The 17,479-nt window shown below is 65.6% G+C and carries 15 protein-coding genes; 3 read left to right on the top strand and 12 right to left on the bottom strand.

From position 1 onward, the window contains the following. Positions 1 to 149: 149 nt before the first annotated feature. From asd to ACEN9H_RS05750, 7 genes are all read right to left on the bottom strand, one after another. Positions 150 to 1,271, bottom strand: a complete 1,122-nt coding sequence (asd, locus tag ACEN9H_RS05780) for an aspartate-semialdehyde dehydrogenase (protein WP_082577194.1) — start codon at positions 1,269 to 1,271, stop codon at positions 150 to 152. Between the two features lie 49 nt (positions 1,272 to 1,320). Continuing rightward, positions 1,321 to 2,391 carry a 3-isopropylmalate dehydrogenase gene (gene leuB, locus ACEN9H_RS05775; RefSeq protein ID WP_413674074.1) on the bottom strand — a complete coding sequence of 357 codons (1,071 nt, stop codon included), beginning with the start codon at positions 2,389 to 2,391 and terminating at the stop codon, positions 1,321 to 1,323. 13 nt (positions 2,392 to 2,404) lie between these two features. Beyond that, on the bottom strand, positions 2,405 to 3,052 hold the full coding sequence (gene leuD, locus ACEN9H_RS05770) for a 3-isopropylmalate dehydratase small subunit (protein WP_056136701.1): 648 nt from the start codon (positions 3,050 to 3,052) through the stop codon (positions 2,405 to 2,407). 12 nt (positions 3,053 to 3,064) lie between these two features. Beyond that, on the bottom strand, positions 3,065 to 3,187 hold the full coding sequence (locus tag ACEN9H_RS05765; RefSeq protein ID WP_413674073.1) for a lipoprotein: 123 nt from the start codon (positions 3,185 to 3,187) through the stop codon (positions 3,065 to 3,067). A 14-nt stretch (positions 3,188 to 3,201) separates the two neighbouring features. Then, positions 3,202 to 4,602, bottom strand: a complete 1,401-nt coding sequence (gene leuC / locus ACEN9H_RS05760) for a 3-isopropylmalate dehydratase large subunit (protein WP_413674072.1) — start codon at positions 4,600 to 4,602, stop codon at positions 3,202 to 3,204. Between the two features lie 220 nt (positions 4,603 to 4,822). Continuing rightward, positions 4,823 to 6,733, bottom strand: a complete 1,911-nt coding sequence (locus ACEN9H_RS05755) for a chemotaxis protein CheA (RefSeq protein WP_413674071.1) — start codon at positions 6,731 to 6,733, stop codon at positions 4,823 to 4,825. Next, positions 6,733 to 7,605 carry a protein phosphatase CheZ gene (locus ACEN9H_RS05750; RefSeq protein WP_371767587.1) on the bottom strand — a complete coding sequence of 291 codons (873 nt, stop codon included), beginning with the start codon at positions 7,603 to 7,605 and terminating at the stop codon, positions 6,733 to 6,735. The genes ACEN9H_RS05755 and ACEN9H_RS05750 overlap by 1 nt, the downstream gene beginning before the upstream one ends. Positions 7,606 to 7,974: 369 nt before the next feature. On the opposite strand from ACEN9H_RS05750, the gene ACEN9H_RS05745 reads away from it, so the two are divergent. The 3 genes from ACEN9H_RS05745 (at position 7,975) to ACEN9H_RS05735 (ending at position 10,426) form a co-directional block, all read left to right on the top strand. Then, positions 7,975 to 8,439, top strand: coding sequence for a universal stress protein (locus ACEN9H_RS05745; RefSeq protein WP_056136694.1), 465 nt, complete (start codon positions 7,975 to 7,977; stop codon positions 8,437 to 8,439). Between the two features lie 128 nt (positions 8,440 to 8,567). After that, positions 8,568 to 9,212 (top strand): response regulator, encoded by a 645-nt coding sequence (locus ACEN9H_RS05740; protein WP_413674070.1) that lies wholly within the window; start codon positions 8,568 to 8,570, stop codon positions 9,210 to 9,212. A gap of 419 nt (positions 9,213 to 9,631) precedes the next feature. After that, positions 9,632 to 10,426: a Crp/Fnr family transcriptional regulator gene (locus tag ACEN9H_RS05735; RefSeq protein ID WP_056136692.1), complete on the top strand. Its 795-nt coding sequence runs from the start codon at positions 9,632 to 9,634 to the stop codon at positions 10,424 to 10,426. An 85-nt stretch (positions 10,427 to 10,511) separates the two neighbouring features. Here ACEN9H_RS05735 and ACEN9H_RS05730 read toward each other — a convergent pair whose 3' ends face one another. From ACEN9H_RS05730 to ACEN9H_RS05710, 5 genes are all read right to left on the bottom strand, one after another. After that, on the bottom strand, positions 10,512 to 11,609 hold the full coding sequence (locus ACEN9H_RS05730; protein WP_413674069.1) for a glycine zipper 2TM domain-containing protein: 1,098 nt from the start codon (positions 11,607 to 11,609) through the stop codon (positions 10,512 to 10,514). 69 nt (positions 11,610 to 11,678) lie between these two features. Continuing rightward, positions 11,679 to 12,329 carry a ligase-associated DNA damage response endonuclease PdeM gene (pdeM, locus tag ACEN9H_RS05725; RefSeq protein ID WP_160410276.1) on the bottom strand — a complete coding sequence of 217 codons (651 nt, stop codon included), beginning with the start codon at positions 12,327 to 12,329 and terminating at the stop codon, positions 11,679 to 11,681. After that, a complete protein-coding gene (locus tag ACEN9H_RS05720; RefSeq protein WP_413674068.1) occupies positions 12,326 to 14,812 on the bottom strand; it encodes a ligase-associated DNA damage response DEXH box helicase in 2,487 nt (828 codons plus the stop codon). The genes pdeM and ACEN9H_RS05720 overlap by 4 nt, the downstream gene beginning before the upstream one ends. After that, entirely contained in the window at positions 14,809 to 16,440 is a 1,632-nt protein-coding gene (locus ACEN9H_RS05715) for an ATP-dependent DNA ligase (RefSeq protein WP_413674067.1), read from the bottom strand. The genes ACEN9H_RS05720 and ACEN9H_RS05715 overlap by 4 nt, the downstream gene beginning before the upstream one ends. Continuing rightward, positions 16,433 to 17,473 (bottom strand): ligase-associated DNA damage response exonuclease, encoded by a 1,041-nt coding sequence (locus ACEN9H_RS05710; RefSeq protein WP_056136684.1) that lies wholly within the window; start codon positions 17,471 to 17,473, stop codon positions 16,433 to 16,435. The genes ACEN9H_RS05715 and ACEN9H_RS05710 overlap by 8 nt, the downstream gene beginning before the upstream one ends. Between the last annotated feature and the right edge of the window lie 6 nt (positions 17,474 to 17,479).

Here is a 17,479-nt window from a genome sequence, read left to right as displayed (position 1 = left end):
TGTAGACGGTCTATTCAGACTTATGATGTTTTTTGGATGATCCGGTGTCAATTCTATACGAAACCCAGAATGACAAAGAGCGGCCCGGGGCCGCTCTTCGGGGCAGCACTGGGCCGCCCTCTTCGTGCGCCCGGAGGCGCCAGCTTACATCACTTGTCCAGCACGATGCGCAGCATGCGGCGCAGCGGCTCGGCGGCGCCCCACAGCAGCTGGTCGCCGACGGTGAACGCGGAGATGTACTCCGGGCCCATCGACATCTTGCGCACGCGGCCGACCGGGATCGTCAGGCTGCCCGTGACGGCGGCCGGGGTCAGGTCGCGCACCGACGCTTCGCGCGTGTTCGGCACGAACTTCACCCACTGGTTGTCGTTCGCGATGATGTCGTTGATCTCGTCCAGCGGCACGTCCTTCTTCAGCTTGATCGTCAGCGCCTGCGAGTGGCAGCGCATCGCGCCGATGCGGACGCACAGGCCGTCGACCGGGATCACGTTGGAGCCGTTGTGACGGCCCAGGATCTTGTTGGTCTCGGCGCCGCCCTTCCACTCTTCCTTCGACTGGCCGTTGCCCAGGTCCTTGTCGATCCAGGGGATCAGGTTGCCGGCCAGCGGCACGCCGAACTGCTTCGTTTCTTCGGCCGACAGGCCGTGCTGGGTGGCCAACACGCCGCGGTCGATTTCCAGGATCGCCGATGCCGGGTCGTCCAGCAGGTTCTTGACGGCCGAGTTGATGGTGCCGAACTGGGTCAGCAGCTCGCGCATGTGCTGCGCGCCGCCGCCCGATGCGGCCTGGTACGTCATCGACGTCATCCAGTCGACCAGATCGTTCTTGAACAGGCCGCCGAGACCCATCAGCATGCACGACACGGTGCAGTTACCGCCGATGAAGTTCTTCACGCCGTTCACCATCGCGTCCTTGATGACATTCAGGTTGACCGGGTCGAGCACGATGACGGCGTCGTCGCTCATGCGCAGGGTCGACGCGGCGTCGATCCAGTAGCCGTTCCAGCCGGCGGCGCGCAGCTTCGGGAACACTTCGGTCGTGTAGTCGCCGCCCTGGCACGAGATGATGATCTCGCATTTCGACAGTTCGGCGATGTCGGTTGCGCTTTTCAGCTTGGTTTCGTTCTTCGCCATTTTCGGGGCAATGCCACCCGGATTCGACGTGGTGAAGAACACCGGCTCGATGTGGGCGAAATCGCCCTCGTCCTGCATGCGCTGCATGAGAACCGAACCGACCATGCCGCGCCAACCAACCAGACCTACTAGTTTCATTTTGATCCCTCTTTTAAAAATGTTCCGCCCATGCCGGGCGTATTCCTGGTCAACCCAATGCCTTGAGGACGGCGTCGCCCATCTGTTCCGTACCGACCTTCGTCGTGCCTTCCTCGTAGATGTCCGGCGTGCGCAGGCCCTGGGCCAGCACCTTCTTGACGGCGTTCTCGATGCGGTCGGCCTGCTCGGCCTTGCCCAGCGAGAAGCGCAGCATCATCGCGGCGGACAGGATCGTCGCCAGCGGATTCGCGACGCCCTTGCCCGCGATGTCCGGCGCCGAACCGTGCGACGGCTCGTACAGGCCCTTGTTGTTCGCATCCAGCGATGCCGACGGCAGCATGCCGATCGAACCGGTCAGCATCGCGGCCGCATCGGACAGGATGTCGCCGAACATGTTGCCGGTGACGATCACGTCGAACTTCTTCGGCGCGCGCACGAGCTGCATCGCGGCGTTGTCGACGTACATGTGTTCGAGCTCGACGTCCTGGTATTCCTTGTGCACGTCGGTGACGATGTCGCGCCAGAACTGGAAGGTCTCCAGCACGTTGGCCTTGTCGACGCTCGTCACGCGGCGGTCGCGCTTGCGCGCGGCCTGGAACGCGACGTGGGCGATGCGGCGGATCTCGCCTTCCGCATAGCGCATCGTGTCGAAGCCTTCGCGCTGGCCCGCGAACGGACCGTCCGGGCACTCGCGCACGCCGCGCGGCTTGCCGAAGTAGATGTCGCCCGTCAGTTCGCGGATGATCAGGATGTCCAGGCCAGCCACCACTTCGGGCTTCAGGGTCGAGGCGCCGGCCAGTTCCGGATACAGGATCGCGGGACGCAGGTTGGCGAACAGGCCCAGCTCCTTGCGCAGGCCCAGGATAGCCTGCTCCGGACGCAGCGCGCGCTCCAGCGAGTCGTACTTGTAGTCGCCGACGGCGCCGAACAGCACGGCGTCCGCGGCCTTCGCCAGCGCCAGCGTGCCTTGCGGCAGCGGGTGGCCGTGCGCGGCATAGCCGGCGCCGCCGACGTCCGCGCTTTCGAGTTCGAAGGACTCGCCCAGCGCGTTCAGCACCTTGACGGCTTGCGCGGTGATTTCGGGACCGATGCCGTCGCCCGGCAGGATGGCAATCTTCATGTCTTGTTCTCGTTCAGATGGTGTTGGCGAGCCACGGCTGCGCGCGCAGATGGCGTTCTTCGTAGGCGCGGATGTCGTCGGCGTGACGCAGCGTGAGGCCGATGTCGTCCAGGCCGTTCAGCAGGCAGTACTTGCGGAAGTCGTCGATGGCGAATTCGAACGCGAGGTGGCCGTCCGGCGTGCCCACGGTCTGCTTCTCGAGGTCGACGACGAGCTTGTAGCCCGGGAACGCCTTCACTTCATTCATCAGCTGGTCGACCTGCGCCTCGGTGAGGACGATCGGCAGCATGCCGCCCTTGAAGCAGTTGTTGAAGAAGATGTCGGCGAAGCTCGGCGCGATGACGGCGCGGAAGCCATACTGCTGCAGGGCCCACGGCGCGTGCTCGCGCGAGGAGCCGCAGCCGAAGTTCTTGCGGGTCAGCAGGATCGACGCGCCGGCGTAGCGCGGCTGGTTCAGCACGAAGTCCGGATTGACTGGACGCTTGCTGTTGTCCATGCCCGGTTCGCCGTGGTCGAGATAGCGCCACTCGTCGAACAGGTTGGGGCCGAAGCCGGTGCGGCGGATCGACTTGAGGAACTGCTTCGGAATGATGGCGTCGGTGTCGACGTTGGCCCGGTCCAGCGGGACCACCAGTCCTTCGTGTACGGTGAATTTATCCATGATTCCTGATCCTTAATGACCGCCGGCGCCCGTGATGACCTGGCCAACTTTCTGCACGTCCTTGCCGACGCCCGAGATGGTGTTGCAGCCGGCGACGGCGATTGCGATGAGTGCGAGAGCGATTACTTTTTTCATATGACTAAGCTGGATCAGATTTTACGAACGTCGACGAAGTGACCGGCAATGCCAGCCGCCGCGGCCATGGCCGGCGACACCAGGTGCGTGCGGCCGCCCTGGCCCTGGCGGCCTTCGAAGTTGCGGTTCGACGTCGAGGCGCAGCGCTCGCCCGGTTCCAGGCGGTCGGCGTTCATCGCAAGGCACATCGAGCAGCCCGGCTCGCGCCATTCGAAGCCGGCGGCCTTGAAGATCTGGTCCAGGCCTTCGCGTTCCGCCTGCTCCTTCACGAGGCCGGAGCCCGGCACCACCATCGCCAGCTTCACGTTCGACGCGCGCTGGCGGCCGCGCACGATGGCGGCGGCGGCGCGCAGGTCCTCGATGCGCGAGTTGGTGCAGGAACCGATGAACACCTTGTCGATGCGGATGTCTTCCATCGCGGTGTTCGGCTTCAGGTCCATGTAGACGAGCGCCTTTTCCATCGCGTCGCGCTTGACGGGATCTTTTTCCTTGTCCGGATCGGGCACGCGGCCGTCGATCGTCGTGACCTGCTCGGGCGACGTGCCCCAGGTCACCTGCGGACGGATCTCGGCGGCATTCAGCTGCACGACGAGGTCGAACTTCGCACCCGGATCCGAGTGCAGGGTGCGCCAGTACGCGACGGCCTGTTCCCACTGCGGACCCACCGGTGCGAACGGGCGGCCCTTGACGTACTCGATGGTCGTGTCGTCGACGGCGACCATGCCGGCGCGCGCGCCTGCTTCGATCGCCATGTTGCAGACGGTCATGCGGCCTTCCATCGACAGCGAGCGGATCGTCGAGCCGCCGAATTCGATGGCATAGCCCGTGCCGCCGGCGGTGCCGATCTTGCCGATCACGGCCAGCACGATGTCCTTGGCGGTCACGCCGGCCGGCAGGTCGCCGTCGACCTGCACCAGCATCGATTTGGATTTCTTCGCGAGCAGCGTCTGCGTGGCCATCACGTGCTCGACTTCCGACGTGCCGATGCCGTGGGCCAGCGCGCCGAACGCGCCGTGCGTCGACGTGTGCGAGTCGCCGCACACGACGGTCATGCCCGGCAGGGTCGCGCCCTGCTCCGGGCCGATCACGTGCACGATGCCCTGGCGCTTGTCGTTCATGTTGAAGTACGTGACGCCGAAGGACTTGGTGTTGTTGTCCAGCGTCTCGACCTGCAGGCGCGAGGTCGGGTCGGCGATGCCATGCGAACGGTCGGTGGTCGGCACGTTGTGGTCGGCTACGGCAAGATTGGCCGAAGTGCGCCATAGCGGGCGGCCGGCTTCGCGCAGGCCTTCGAACGCCTGCGGGCTGGTGACTTCGTGGACCAGGTGACGGTCGATATACAGCACGGTGGTGCCATCCGCATCGGCACGCACGACATGCGAATCCCAAAGTTTGTCGTAGAGCGTTTTTAACATGTTAAATCCAGTAAAGCGACCGCTACATGCGGGCATGGTCTTTGATTATGCCATATTTGTGCAATGCGGAAGCAATGCCCTTCGAGCACGATTATTCCAATGAACTCATCCGTATAAAAATTTTGTTCGGACCCATTTGCAGACACACAAATAAAAAAAGCCTGCGCATTTCCTGCGCAGGCTTTTCGTAGCTTTGTGGCAAAAATGCTGCAACGTCTTTTTACGCGGCCAACCTCACGGTAGTGCGGCAACCGTCCATCAGGAACGACAGGCCGACGACCAGCACGAGCGAACCTTCCGCCGAACGCGCCGTACCCGTGATGCCTTCGACGTTCAGCGCCGTCATCGGCTTGATCACCAGGTCGGCCGTGCCGTCGACGGCTTCCACCGCGATGATGTACGGCTGCGGGGCGTTGATGACGATGCCCACGCGCTCGACGCATGCCTCGTAGCCGAGCGACAGCGCCAGCGAACGCACCGGCAGCGGACGGCCCTGGTCCTTCAGCACCGGGGCGCCGCCGACCTGCATGAAGGTCTCCGGCAGTTCGACGACGCGCTCGACCACCGCCATCGGCAGGGCCAGCTGCGCGCCCGACGTCGACACGAGCATGGTCGGCACGATCGACAGTTCGATCGGCAGGCGGATCGAGAACTTCGTACCGGTACCCAGGTTCGAATCGATGCGGATCGCGCCGCGGTTCTTCTCGACGGCCGTCTTGACCACGTCCATGCCCACGCCGCGGCCCGAGACCGACGACGCCACTTCCTTGGTCGAGAAGCCCGGCAGGAACACCAGCTGGTACGCCTCGTCGTCGCTCGTCGCCTGGTTCTCCGAAATGAGACCCTTCTCCATCGCCTTCTTGCGCAGCTTGGCCGGATCCATGCCGCGGCCGTCGTCCTGCAGCACGATCATGACGCTGTTCGCTTCCTGCCACGCCTTCAGCAGGATGTAGGCCTTCGCGGGCTTGCCGTTGGCGACGCGGTCTTCCGGCGACTCGACGCCGTGGTCCAGCGCGTTGCGCAGCATGTGCACGAGCGGGTCGTACAGGCTGTCCACGACGACGCGGTCGACTTCCGTCTCGGCGCCTTCGATGGTCAGCTCGACGTCCTTGCCCAGGTCCTTCGCCAGCTCGCGCACGAGGCGCGGGAATTTCTGGAACAGGCGGCCCACCGGCTGCATGCGGGTCGCCAGCGTGGCGCGCTGCAGTTCGGCCGAGTAGCGCGACGCGCGCTCCAGCGTTTCCGTCAGCGTGGCCATCAAGGTGGCGGCCTGGCCTTCGAACTTGAACTGCGACAGGCGCTCCAGCAGCACGGCCGCCTGGTTCGCGGCCTGCACGGATTCGCCGGCCACTTCCAGCAGCGCGTCCAGCTTGACCGCGTCGATACGGATGCTCTCGTCCTTCGCGGGGCCGGTGCTGGCGGGCTTGTTATCGTTGCGGCGCTCGACGCCGTCCCAGCCCGGTTTTCCGGACGCGGCGGCGGGTGCAGCCGCTGCCGCGGCTTCCAGCGGCGCGGCAGCCGCGGGTGCAGCCACTGCCTCGACGGCGGTGCCCGGCGCGGCGGCAGGCGCCTCGGCCGGGGTGTACGTGCCGGCCGGGACGACCGCCATGTACATCGCTTCCCAATCGAGACCGTCGGCGCCCGGCGCGGCCGGTGCCGGTGCGGCCGCGCTTGGCGCCGGGGCAGCCTTCACGGGCACCGGCGCAGGCGCGAGTGCGGGCGCGGCCTTCGGCGCGGGCGCGGCGTCCGTGCCGGCGATGGCGTCCTTGAGCATGCGCTCGAGATCGGCCGGCATCTGCGGCAGCTGGTCCGGCGTGGCGCCGTTGTTCAGGTCATTGAGCTGGTCGGCCACGAAGCCCGACGCCTGCAGCGACGCTTCGATCGCGCCCGGCGTGACAGGGGCGGCGCCGGTGCGCAGCGCGTCGAACAGGTTTTCAGTAAGGTGGCAGGCGGCGACGAGCGCCGGCAGCCCCATGAAACCCGCGCCACCCTTGATCGTGTGGAACGAGCGGAAGACCGCGTTCAGCGTTTCCTTGTTGTCGGGATCGCGTTCGAGGTGCAGCAGATGCTCTTCGACATTCGCTGCAAGATCCATCGCCTCGACGACGAAATCCTTGAGCATTTCATCCATTAGAATCCCAGATCGGCAAGAAGGTCATCGACACTGTCCTGGTCGAGCGCCGCGGACGGCACCGACGGACCCGACATCAGTTGCTGCGGCGGCTGCGGCTGTTCCTGTGCCGCCTGTTTCTGCGCCAGTTTTTCTTTCACGTCGGGCGGTGCGCTGTCCTTCAGCAGCTGGGTCAGCTCGTTCTCGACCGTCTTGGTGATCACGACCACTTTCTTGATCAGCTGGCCGGTGATGTCCTGGAAGTCCTGCGCCATCATGATCTCGAGCAGGCGCGCCTTCTCGGCTTCGGTCGCTTCCGACACGAGCTGGGCGAACTGCTTCGAATCGCCGGCCAGGGCCTTGAACTGCTCGATCGAGAGCTTGCCGGCGAACAGGTCGTCCCAGCGGTTTTCCATATCCTTGGCCTGCTTGGACAGCAGGTCCTGGGCCGGCATGCCGTCGTCCAGGGTGTTCAGCACCTTGTTGGCGGCCTGTTCGGTCAGGGTGGCGACGTATTCCAGGCGGTCCTGGGCGTCCACGATCTGGGACGACGCCTCGGTCAGGGCCTTGTCGTAGCCCAGCTCGCGCAGCGAGTCGTGCAGCAGGCGCACGATGCCGCCGAGGCGCTCGTACATCCCCTTGTGTTCTTCCTCGCCGCCCTCGGCCGGGGCGGCAGCGGCCGGCGCGGCCGGAGCAGGCACGACGGCCGGGGCCGGCGCGCTGGTGGCCGCGACCTGGTCGAACAGGGCCTCCAGGTCGTCGGTATCGCCGCTGTCGCCGCCGGCGGCGGGCTCGGGCGCGGGCGCCGGCGTCGGAGCGGCAGCGGGTGCGCTGGCACGCTGCGCTGCCACTTCCTCGAATAATGCGTCGAAATCGTCAGCGGCGTCGGTCATAGTCCCTGCTTCTCCATAATTTAAATGTCGCGATCATCTTTGCTGTGTGCGGTACGGCTGCCGTCATTACGCTGACGGTACAAATTCCCGACGAGTGTATCAGCGTGGTTGCCGTAGGTAAATCTTCTGAAATGCCGGAGTTGCCGATTGGTGAGTAATCTTGGCCTGTCGACAATCTTTTACAGGATTTTCTGAATATTTTCACAAAGCATGTGTTGTATTTTTTTATCGCGGAGGCATTTGTGACATCCGGTATTTGGGCGCCGAATGCCGAGCACATCCCTGAGCAAGATCAAGCATTTACATTCCGCCAAGAGGGGAAACGCGAACTACAATGAGAAGGTAGCGTGACGTGAGGGAGGGCTCACCATGTACCAGAAAATTCTGATCACCACCGACGGCTCCTCGGTATCGCAGCACACCGCCTGTGCCGGCGTCAAATTCGCGCGACAGATGGGGGCCGAAGTGCTCGCCCTGTTCGTCGCGCCCGAGTACCAGTACCCCGTGTATGTCGAGATCGTTCCGCCCGCTTACCCCAGCGAAGAGGAGTACGTCCAGCAGATGAAGCGCCTCGGCGAGGAGTACATGGGCTCCATCATGCGTGCGGCGGAAGGTTGCGGCCTGAAGCACGCCTGCATGACGGCGTTTTCCGACGCGGCGGCGCTGAAGATCGTGGACGTGGCGGAACAGCAACACTGCGACCTGATCTTCATGGGGTCGCACGGCCGCAGCGGCTGGGGACAGTTGCTGCTAGGTAGCGTGACCAACAAGGTGCTGTCCCATACGACCAAGCCCGTGCTGGTGCACCGCCTGATCCGGGAGCCCGGCACCTGACGCGCCTACCGGAAGTCGGGGCGGCGCGCCATCGGACAGCAGGCGTTGTCCGAAAAAAAGCAACGTCAGTGTTGCTTCTGTGATATCTTTTTACCTTCATTTTACAATTGATCCCCAAGGGACATCTTATGATTCGCATTGTCATCGCCGACGACCACACGATCATGCGCGAGGGCCTCAAGCGTATCCTCGACGGCGCGCTCGACATCGAGATCGTCGGCGAAGCCATCAACGGCTTCGAAGTGCTGTCGCTGGTACGCCAGGGCGGCTTCGACCTGCTGCTGCTGGACCTGTCCATGCCGGGCCGCAGCGGCGTCGACCTGATACGCCAGGTACGCAGCGAAGCGCCCAAGCTCGCCGTCCTGATCCTGACGATGCACGAGGAAGAGCAGTACGCCGTGCGCGCCATCCGGGCAGGCGCCCAGGGCTATCTCACCAAGGAAAGTGCCGGCACGCAGCTCGTCGGGGCGATCCGCAAGGTGGCATCCGGCCGCCCGTACATCAGCACGGAAGTGGCCGAGCAGCTGGCGCTGAACATCATGGCGCCGAACGAACAGCTGCTGCACAAGCAGCTCTCGGATCGCGAATTCGAGGTATTCTCGCTCCTCGTGGGCGGCAAATCGATCACGGAGATCGCCAACAACCTGCATTTGTCCGTCAAGACCGTCAGTACCCACAAGACCCGCATCATGCAGAAAATGGGCATGACCTCGCTGTCCGAAATGGTCCAGTACGCGGTGGCGCATCGACTGCTTGCGCCGATGAAAGCCTGAACGGCCAGGCACGAAACAGATTTGACATTCAAGCGACACTTTTCGTGCCCTGCCCCGGCGTTTTCCGGCCATGCAGGGCCCGCCGCCCGCTCGCGTAATCCTACACGCGCCTCACTCGTGACTCCCCCTCCATCGGCAGCTTGGCAGTAAGAAAATTCCTACAAGCTGACGCTCCCTCCTACTACACATTCAGCCGTTGCTGATATTAATGCCGGACTCGTGTTGGCATACTGACTTCAGCGTTTCGACTTGCCTGCGGTCCATATCCGTATCCAGTCAGCTCTGTGGCTCCGATACCGCACTGGCACCACCGGACCGCAGCTTAGTTCTTTGAAATCCTAAACCTGGAGATGAGTATGCAGTCCCAGCTAACTTCAGAACAACGTAACGCCTCCCCGTCGACCCTGCACTCGTCACAGATGGAAGCCGGACGCCAACGCCAGGGCCGCCTCTGGTCGAACCTGAAAGAGGTCTGCGACCTGCTCCACATCCCGGCCGCCGTCTCGATGAACACCGAGGAATTGCTGTTCCAGCACGTACAGTTCAAGACAGGACAGCGCGTGCACACGATCGGCCAGGCTTTCGACACCCTGTACATCGTCAACTCCGGTTTCCTGAAAACCGTGCTGATCGACGAATTCGGCAACGAACAGGTGCTCAGCTTCCCGATGAAGGGCGACATGCTCGGCGTCGACGGCATTCACACGCGCCATTACGCGTCGGAAGCCGTCGCCCTGTCCGACTGCGACCTGATCCTCGTGCCGTTCAAGAAGCTCACCGCGCTCGGCCGCGTGCATGCCGAGCTCGAGAACCTGATGTATGGCGTGATGAGCCGCGAACTGGTGCGCGAACAGGCCATGATCGGCATGCTCGGCGCCCTGTCGGCCGAAGCGCGCGTGGCCCGTTTCCTGATCTCGCTGGCGGAACGCTTTGCCGCGATGGGGTATTCGAGCAAACTGTTCAACCTGCGCATGACGCGCCACGAGATCGGCAGCTATCTCGGCCTGACGCTCGAGACGGTCAGCCGCACCTTGTCCGCGTTTAACGAAATCGGCCTGATCACCGTCGACCAGCGCACCATCGGCATCAAGGATCCGGAAGCCCTCAAGACGCTGCGCCGCCTGCCGCCGTCGCGCTCGCGCGCCAAGCAGAACGCCAAGCTCAAGGCCGAAGCGGACAGCGCAGGCGACGGCCAGGTCCTGGCCACGGTCTGAACCGCTTCCCGCGTCAAAACGAGAAAAGCCGGTTCCTCGCGGAAGCCGGCTTTCTGTTTTCTGGGACGGACAGATCAGTCGCGCATCAGTCGCGGATCAGCACGCCATCGCTGACCTTCACGCGGTCGCCCACGCGGAAGCCCGGATTGTTTTCGTACGGGATCGTCTGCGTGGCACCGTTGGCGTAGCGCACGACGACTTCGAAGCGCTGCCGCGCATTGGCATTGCGTTCGATCTCGCGGCCCGCGATCGCGCCGCCGACGGCGCCCGCGACGGTGGCCGCCGTGCGTCCGCTGCCGCTGCCGACCTGGTTGCCCAGCAGGCCGCCCACGACGGCGCCGGCACCGGTGCCCAGGTAGCTGCCGTCGCCGCTGACCTGCACGACGTTGACGGCTTCCACCGTCGCGCAATTCGTGCAGTAACGCGCCACGCGCGGCTGGTTATTCGGATTGAGGCCCTGGCCGTTGCCGCCCGCCATCAGCGGTTGTCCCAGCGTGGCCGTCGAATAACGGCCATGGTCGCGAATCGTGGCCGTGACGGCCGCATCCGGTGCGATACGGTCGTCGCGGCGGATCGTGTACAGGCCGCTGTACTCGCCCGGCCGCACTTCCGGCAGGAAGAAGATGCCGCGCGAACCGGCGATCTGCACCTCGACCTTCGCGCCCGGCGTGCCGCGCACGGTGAATTTCAATTCGTTGCCCGGCCCGAGGTCGTCGCTGCCGCGCACGTCGAAACGGTCCACGTGCGGCATGTTGGCCGCCGTGCGGTCGCTGCGGTCGTCACGGCCCGGTCCGCGCACGATCGATTCGGCCAGCAGGCGCGTCGTGACCATGTCGTTCACGCGCAGGTTCGCGGTGACGGCGCTGCCGGGGTTGATGCGGTCGTGCGTGCCGATCGTGTACGTGCCCTGGTAGGTGCCCGGCGACGTTTCCTGCAGGGTCAGGTTGCGCGTGGCGCCATCGATGCGCAGGGTGGCATAGCCGCCCGGCGTGCCGTACAGGTCGAAGTTCAGCTCGGTGCCCGGTTCCAGGCGCCGCACTTCGTCCACGTTGAAACCATCGATGCGGGGTGCCAGCCTGGCTGCGCGCGGATGATCCTGCGCTTGCACGGGCGTCGTCACGCTCATCGAGAGCAGAGGCAGCGCGGCCACGACCGCGGCCAATGTCTGTCGGGTTGTTGCCATGGGATCCTCCGACTTCGTCTTGTTGTCGATAAGACCAGCTTACGCCGCGCACTGGACGGGCTCGGTGCGTTAGCGAACGCTGTGCACGGCTTCCCCGGAGGTAATAAAAATGCGATCGCCTTCCTCCGGACGGATGGCGTGTCCGCCGGTAAAAGATCCGAAAGACGGCAGGATCATCCGACGCGGGCCTAGGACGAAGCACGGCAGCCGCAGGGCGTCGAAACGTGTCGCCAAGACATACACTGGATGCACGTGCCCCGCCAGCACATAGCCGGGCGCGTCCAGATCCGGGTGGTGGCAGAACGACAGCGGGCCGACCGTGTACGGCTCGTCGACGAGGTCGATGCCCAGCACGTCGGCCGGGTCGCCCGCATGCTTGTCGTGGTTGCCGCGCACGAGCGTCAGCACGAGGTCGCAGCGCCGCCGGCGCCATGCGAGCAGCGCGGCCTGCGTGCCCGCCGCGTGCGCCGCGCGCGCATGCAGGAAGTCGCCGAGGAACAGCACGTGGTTCGCGCCCGTCGCATCGATGAGGGCGTCGAGGGCGTCGAGGTTTTCCGTCGTCGTCCCGCGCGGTACGGGGATGCCGAACGAGCGGAACGCGGCCGCCTTGCCGAAGTGGATGTCGGCGATGGCCAGCAGTTTTTCGCGCGGCCAGTACACGGCCTTCTGCGGCAGCAGCACGAGCTGCTCGCCGGCGGCGTCGACGGTGACACTGCTCATGCCCCGGCCGCCTTTTCCAGTTCCCGCACCATGCGCGCGACGCGGTCCGCCAGCTTTTCCGTGCTGACCTTTTCGCGGAAGCGCTCGACCATCAGCGGAAAGCCGAACGGCGTGGCGCGCTTCACCTCGCGGAAGGCGATACGGCGCGCGTGCAGCTCGACGAGCGTGTCGCGCAGCCGCGTGAGCTCCAGTTCCTGCTCCAGCACTTCGCGTTCGGCCTGCGTGAGCAGCAGGTTGCCGCTGTCGTGCTTGCGGAAGACTTCGAAGAACAGCGACGACGACGCCTGCACCTGGCGCATGGATTTGTGCTGGCCCGGATACCCCTGGAAGATGAGCCCCGCGATGCGCGCCACTTCGCGGAAGCGCTGCTGCGACAACTGCGTCGCGTTCAGGCTGTCCAGCACGTCCTCGAGCAGGTGCGACGTGTCGAACAGGCCGACGTCGGCGCCCGTCTCCGCAGCGAACACGGTCGCCCAGTCGACGGCTTCGGGCGCCAGCAGCTCGAACCCGTAATCGTTGACGGCGATGGAAAAGGTGCTCGGCATGACGCGCCCGACGCGGTACGCGAACAGCGATGCGAGCCCCGTGTGCACGGCGCGTCCCGCGAACGGGTACACGAACAGGTGGTAGCCCTCGCGGCTCTTCATGCTTTCCACGACGAGCACGTCGCTGTCGGGCAGCGCCGACCAGCGGGCCTGGATCTCCAGCAGCGGCTGCAGCGCGCGCATTTCCGGCCCGTCGTAGATGCCCTCCCCGGCCATTTTCAATTCTTCGAGCGCCGCATGCGCGAGCTCGGACGACAGCGGCATCTTGGTGCCCTGCCAGCGGCTGACGGCGCCGCGCGTCGATTCCGAGCGCTTCACGTACGCCGTCATCTCGTGCACGCGCACGAGTTCCAGGATGCGGCCGGAGAACAGGAAGCGGTCGCCCGGCTTCATGCGCCCGATGAACGATTCCTCCACGCTGCCGATACGGCCGCCGCTCACGTATTTCACCTGCATCTGCGCGTCCGACACGATGGTGCCGATCCCCATGCGGTGGCGCCGGCCGATCTTCACGTCGGGCACGCGGTAGACGCCCTCCTCGTCCGGCAGCACGCGCTTGTATTCCGGATAGACCGTCAGGCTCTGGCCGCCGCGCGCGACGAAATCCAGCGCCCATTGCCATTCTTCCGGCGTGAGGTGGCGGTACGACCACGCGCTTTTCACTTCCTCGTAAAACGCTTCGGAACGGAAGCCGCCGCCCAGCGCGACGGTGACGAGGTGCTGCACGAGCACGTCGAACGGCTTGTTCGGCACTTGCCTGGCCTCGATGCGGCGCGTGGCGACGGCGCGCTTGGCGCCCGCCGCTTCCAGCAATTCCAGGCTGTTCGTCGGCACGAGCGTCACGCGCGAGATGCGCCCCGGTGCGTGGCCGCTGCGCCCCGCGCGCTGCAGCAGGCGCGCGATGCCCTTCGCGCTGCCGACCTGCAGCACGCGCTCGACGGGTAAAAAATCGACGCCCAGGTCCAGGCTCGCCGTGCACACGACGGCTTTCAGGTCGCCGCGCTTGAGGCCCGTCTCGACCCATTCGCGCACCTCGCGGTCGAGCGAGCCGTGATGCAGCGCGACGAGGCCGGCCCAGTCCGGGCGCGCCTCGATGATGTTCTGGTACCACAGCTCCGACTGCGAGCGCGTGTTCGTGAAGACCAGCGTCGCGGCGTGCTGCTCGATCTCGTCGATCACCGGCTGCAGCATCTGCAGGCCCAGGTGGCCTGCCCACGGAAAGCGCGCCACGCCCTGGGGCACGAGGCAGTCGACGACGATCTGTTTTTTCAGGTCGCCTTCGACGAGCACGCCGGCTTCCGGATCGCCCAGCAGCACGCCGCGCGCTTCGGCGAGATTGCCCATCGTCGCGGACAGGCCCCAGACGACGAGACCGGGATTCCAGCGCCGCAGCCGCGCCAGCGCGAGCTGCACCTGCACGCCGCGCTTGCTCCCCATCAGCTCATGCCACTCGTCGATGATGATCATGTCCAGGTGCCTGAACTGGTCGCGCGCGGCCGCGTGCGACAGCAGCAACGACAGGCTTTCCGGTGTCGTGATCAGCGCACCGGGCAGCGACTTGGACTGGCGCGCGCGCTCGGCCGCGCCCGTGTCGCCCGTGCGCGCGCCGATCGACCACGTGCCGATGACGTCCGGGCTCGCGGCGCCCAGTTCGGCCGCCGCCACTTCCAGCGACCGCTGCGTGTCCGCCGCCAGCGCGCGCATCGGCGTGATCCACAGCACGCGCAGGCCCGTGTTTGCGCGCCGGGTACGATTCGCGCCACGCAGCAGCGCCGCGAACCACACGGCGTACGTCTTGCCGGCACCCGTGTTCGCATGCAGCAGGCCCGATTCGCCCGCCAGCGCGGCCTTCCACACCGCGCGCTGGAACGGAAAGATCTTCCAGCCGCGCGATGCGAACCACGCGTCGACGGCCGCTTCCGCCTGGGTCCTGGTCATGGCGTGACGGCTCCCAGCAGGCCTTTCAACGTATCGAGCGTATCCGCCTCTTCGACGGGCTTGTCGTCGCGCCGCCGCAGGATGCGGGGAAAGCGCACGGCGATGCCCGCCTTGTGGCGCGTGGACAGCGCGATGCCTTCGAAGCCGATTTCGAACACCATCGTCGGCTTCACGGACCGCACAGGCCCGAATTTTTCCACCGTCGTCTTGCGGATGATGTTGTCGACCTGCGCGATTTCCGCATCCGTCAGGCCCGAATACGCTTTCGCGAACGGAACGAGCTTGCGCGCGTCACCCTCGCCATCCCACACGGCGAACGTGTAATCCGTGTACAGCGACGCGCGCCGCCCGCTGCCCGCCTGCGCATAGATCAGCACCGCGTCGATGGCGTACGGATCGATCTTCCACTTCCACCATGTGCCGACGTCCTTCGTGCGGCCTACGCCGTACTGCGCGTTCCGTGCTTTCAGCATCATCCCCTCGACCCCGCGCGCCCGCGATTCCGCGCGCAACTTGCCGAGATCGTCCCAGCTGTCGGCCGTCACGAGCGGCGAGATGCGCAGCTGCGGTTGCGCCGCGCCCGTGACGAGTGTCTCCAGCAGCGCGCGCCGTTCGTGCTGGGGCAGCGCGCGCGTGTCCACACCGTCCAGTTCCAGCAGGTCGTACGCGAGCAGTACCGCGGGCAGCTCGGCCAGCAGTTTCGCGGACAGCGTCTTGCGGCCGATGCGCTTCTGCAGGTCGGCGAACGGTGCCGGCGAATCACCCGTCGTCCAGATCAGTACCTCGCCGTCGATCACGGTGCCTTCCGGCAGGGATAGACTCGCGAGCTCCGGGAAGCGTTCCGTGATCAGGTCCTCGCCGCGCGACCACAGGTAGTTCTGGCCGCCGCGCCGCACGAGTTGCGCGCGGATGCCATCGTACTTCCACTCGACCTGCCAGTCGCCCATGTCGCCCAAGGCAGCAGGCTCGCCCTGCAGCTGGTGGGCGAGGAAGAAGGGGTAAGGCTGGCCGCCGCGCAGCTGGTGCTCGTTGTCCGTCTGCGCCGCGATCAGTTGCAGGAAGCCCGTCGCCGTCGGCTTGACACGGCCATCCGTCCAGCCCATCAGGCGCTGCGCGATCAGCTTCGAATCGACCGCGGCGATGGACGCCAGCGCGCGCGTGACGAGCAGCTTCGACACGCCCACGCGAAAGCCGCCGCCGATCAGCTTCACGAACAGGAAGCGTTCGCGCCACGTCAGTTCGTCCCAGTACGAGAACAGCGCTTCCCGGATCGTGCCCGGATCGGCACCGCGCAACGGGCCGATGCGCTCTTCCATCCACACGGCCAGGCCGACATCGCTGTGGCGCTTGGGCGGCGGCAGGATGTGGGCGATGGTCTCGGCCATGTCGCCGACGGCCGCATACGATTCGTCGAACAGCCACTCGTCCAGGCCCGCGTATTCGATGGCGTACTGGCGCATGAGCTTACTCGGCACGGCCTGGCGCGGCTTGCCGCCCGCGAGGAAGTACACGGCCCAGGCGGCGTTTTCCGGCGCGGCGCTGGCGAAGTAATTCTGCAGCGCCTCGAGCTTGCGGTTGGTGGCGGTGGTTTCGTCGAGTTCGGCGTACAGGCGGGCGAATTCACGCATCCTTCGCCTCCTCCACGGGCTCACCCGGTGTGGCCGTCACGGCTTCGTCATCCTCCTCGCCGTATTCCGTGTCGAACGCTTTCGCATCGAGGCCGATCTGGCACAGCCAGCGCACCATCACGGGAATCGAGCCGTGCGTGACGATCACCTGCTGCGCGCCGGTGGCGTGGATCGCGTCCAGCAGGCCGGGCCAGTCGGCGTGGTCGGACAACACGAACCCGCGGTCGACGCCGCGCCGCCGGCGCGCCCCGCGCAGCAGCATCCAGCCGCTGGCGAAGGCGTCGGAATAGTCGCCGAAGCGGCGCGTCCACGGCGAGCCCGATGCGGACGGCGGCGCCAGCACGAGCGCCTTTTTCAGGTCCGCCTTGTCCGTCTCGCTGACGAGCTGCGTGTGCGGCAGGACCACGCCGCCCTCGCGGTAGATGCGGTTCAGCGGCTCGACGGCGCCGTGGCAGACAATGGGCCCGACAGAAGGGTCCAACCCACAGAGCAGGCGCTGCGCCTTGCCGAACGCGTAGGCGTACAGGATGCTCGTGCGCCCCTCGTCGGCATTGCGGCGCCACCAGCGGTTGATGTCGTCGAAGACTTCCTGCTGAGGATCCCAGCGGTAGATCGGCAGGCCGAACGTGGATTCCGTGATGAAGGTGTGGCAGCGCACCGCCTCGAACGGCGCGCACGTGGCGTCCGGCTCGACCTTGTAGTCGCCCGACGCGACCCAGATCTCGCCCTGGTGCTCCATCCGGACCTGAGCGGAGCCGAGCACGTGCCCCGCCGGGTGCAGCGAGATCGTCACGCCGTTGTGGACAACCTTGTCGCCGTATTCGAGGCCCTCGATGTTGATGTCCTGGCCGAGGCGCGACTTCAGGATGCCGACACTTTGCTGCGAGGCCAGGTAGTGCTTGTGGCCCCAGCGCGCATGGTCGCCGTGGGCATGGGTGATGACGGCCCGGTCGACCGGCCGCCACGGGTCGATGTAGAACTGGCCCGGCACACAGTACAGGCCTTCCTTCCTTACGATGACCATGTCGCCCATGCGTTC

Source organism: Massilia cellulosiltytica (genome assembly GCF_047325105.1).
Lineage (GTDB): Bacteria > Pseudomonadota > Gammaproteobacteria > Burkholderiales > Burkholderiaceae_D > Telluria > Telluria orientalis.
The sequence above is the reverse complement of the archived record's forward strand: the minus strand, read 5'-3'. Positions and strand labels throughout refer to the sequence as shown.

Coding starts and splice junctions, on each gene's coding strand:
- asd (WP_082577194.1), bottom strand. CDS start 1,271: ATGAAACTAGTAGGTCTGGTTGGTTGGCGCGGCATGGTCGGTTCGGTT.
- leuB (WP_413674074.1), bottom strand. CDS start 2,391: ATGAAGATTGCCATCCTGCCGGGCGACGGCATCGGTCCCGAAATCACC.
- leuD (WP_056136701.1), bottom strand. CDS start 3,052: ATGGATAAATTCACCGTACACGAAGGACTGGTGGTCCCGCTGGACCGG.
- ACEN9H_RS05765 (WP_413674073.1), bottom strand. CDS start 3,187: ATGAAAAAAGTAATCGCTCTCGCACTCATCGCAATCGCCGTCGCCGGC.
- leuC (WP_413674072.1), bottom strand. CDS start 4,602: ATGTTAAAAACGCTCTACGACAAACTTTGGGATTCGCATGTCGTGCGT.
- ACEN9H_RS05755 (WP_413674071.1), bottom strand. CDS start 6,733: ATGGATGAAATGCTCAAGGATTTCGTCGTCGAGGCGATGGATCTTGCA.
- ACEN9H_RS05750 (WP_371767587.1), bottom strand. CDS start 7,605: ATGACCGACGCCGCTGACGATTTCGACGCATTATTCGAGGAAGTGGCA.
- ACEN9H_RS05745 (WP_056136694.1), top strand. CDS start 7,975: ATGTACCAGAAAATTCTGATCACCACCGACGGCTCCTCGGTATCGCAG.
- ACEN9H_RS05740 (WP_413674070.1), top strand. CDS start 8,568: ATGATTCGCATTGTCATCGCCGACGACCACACGATCATGCGCGAGGGC.
- ACEN9H_RS05735 (WP_056136692.1), top strand. CDS start 9,632: ATGGAAGCCGGACGCCAACGCCAGGGCCGCCTCTGGTCGAACCTGAAA.
- ACEN9H_RS05730 (WP_413674069.1), bottom strand. CDS start 11,609: ATGGCAACAACCCGACAGACATTGGCCGCGGTCGTGGCCGCGCTGCCT.
- pdeM (WP_160410276.1), bottom strand. CDS start 12,329: ATGAGCAGTGTCACCGTCGACGCCGCCGGCGAGCAGCTCGTGCTGCTG.
- ACEN9H_RS05720 (WP_413674068.1), bottom strand. CDS start 14,812: ATGACCAGGACCCAGGCGGAAGCGGCCGTCGACGCGTGGTTCGCATCG.
- ACEN9H_RS05715 (WP_413674067.1), bottom strand. CDS start 16,440: ATGCGTGAATTCGCCCGCCTGTACGCCGAACTCGACGAAACCACCGCC.
- ACEN9H_RS05710 (WP_056136684.1), bottom strand. CDS start 17,473: ATGGGCGACATGGTCATCGTAAGGAAGGAAGGCCTGTACTGTGTGCCG.